At 68.8% G+C, this 1630-nt stretch carries 1 protein-coding gene; it reads left to right on the top strand.

Annotation, left to right across the window (positions count from 1 at the left end):
* Window positions 1-231: 231 nt before the first annotated feature.
* The gene (locus KDL01_RS40965; RefSeq protein WP_212534117.1) at window positions 232-1518 is read left to right on the top strand and encodes a sulfatase-like hydrolase/transferase; all 1287 of its coding nucleotides are present in this window, start codon (window positions 232-234) and stop codon (window positions 1516-1518) included.
* Window positions 1519-1630: the final 112 nt, after the last annotated feature.

The raw sequence follows: 1630 nt of genomic DNA, 5'->3' as shown, positions 1-1630 counted from the left end.
GATCGGTGCCCATATGTTTGCCGGGGATTCATCACCGGGTCAACACTCGTCAGAGCACATGAATAGCGGATGATTCCTGGCTCCCACGCGTCATCCGAGGTCGCAGGGTGCGAGAACGGCGGCGCGGCGGCCCGGCGGTCATCTCGGATTCATCCGCTCCCGACCGGTTGACCCCGCCGGGCGCGCCGCCCGAGCATCGGGACGTAGCCGAATCCGCGAGGAGAACTCCGCATGGCCAGCCGCGATCCCGCCCGCCCGAACGTCCTGTTGATCCTGTCCGACGATCAGGGCCCGTGGGCGTTGGGTTGCGCCGGCAACCACGAGATCCGCACCCCGCACCTCGACGCGCTGGCCGGACGCGGCGTGCGCTTCTCCCGCTTCTTCTGCACCTCCCCGGTCTGCTCCCCCGCGCGCGCCTCACTGTTCACCGGCCGGCTCCCGTCCCAGCACGGCGTGCACGACTGGCTCGCCTACCACCACGCCGGACACACCGGGCTAGACTTCCTCGAGGGCCAGCCGCTGTTCACGGACCTGCTCGCGGACGCGGGTTACCGCCTTGGCCTGTCCGGCAAATGGCACCTCGGCGCCAACGACCGCCCCCGCCGCGGATTCGTGCACTGGTACGCCCACGAAAGCGGCGGCGGCCCCTACTGCGGCGCCCCGATGTACCGCAACGGCACCCGCGTCGCGGAGCCCGGATATCTCACCGACGCCCTAGCCGACGACGCCGAGGCATTCCTAACCACCCAGGCCGACGCGCCCGAGCCGTTCTACCTCTCACTGCACTTCACCGCCCCACACAAGCCCTGGAGGGGCCAGCACCCGAAGCAGTACACGGATATGTACCGCGACTGCGCATTCGAGACCTGCCCGCAGCCCCCAGCGCACCCCTGGCAGCCACTGGACCCCGACGGCGCGGCGGTCGGCGGCGAGCCCGACACCCGCGAAGCGCTGATCGGCTACTTCGCCGCCACCACCGCCATGGACGCCGCGATCGGCCGGGTCCTAGCCAGCCTCGAGCGCCACAGCCTGACCGAGTCCACCCTGGTGATCTTCACCAGCGACAACGGTTTCAACGCCGGCCACCACGGCATCTGGGGCAAGGGCAACGGAACCTTCCCACAGAACATGTACGACTCCTCAGTCATGGTCCCGTTCCTGGTGGCCCAACCCGGCCGCATCCCAGGCGGCCGCACCCAGGCGGAACTGCTCTCCCAGTACGACGTACTGCCCACCCTCGTCGACTACCTGGCCCTTGATTCGGCCCCTGCGACGTATTCGGCCGATGGCCACGCCGCCGACCGGACCGACCTGCCCGGCCGCTCGTTCACCGACCTACTCGACGGCTCCACTCCGCGACCGCGGCCCGGCCTGCCCACAGCCACCGAGCCCGAACGCGACCGCGTAGTCGTCTACGACGAGTACGGCCCGGTGCGGATGATCCGCACAGCCGACTGGAAATACGTACACAGATACCCGCACGGCCCGCACGAGCTCTACGACCTAGAAGTCCGATGAAGATCTTCGTGGTCTGATGTGGCGGGTCGGCGTAGCCGGCCCGCCACTGGCCTGTTCATGCTGGTGTCGGCAGGTTCCAGCGTCCGTTGGTGCGGGTGAGGCCGAGGTTGAT

The organism is Actinospica durhamensis (assembly GCF_018139695.1).
In the GTDB taxonomy this organism is placed as follows: Bacteria; Actinomycetota; Actinomycetes; order Streptomycetales; family Catenulisporaceae; genus Actinospica; species Actinospica durhamensis.
This window is presented reverse-complemented; position numbering and strand designations above follow the sequence as displayed.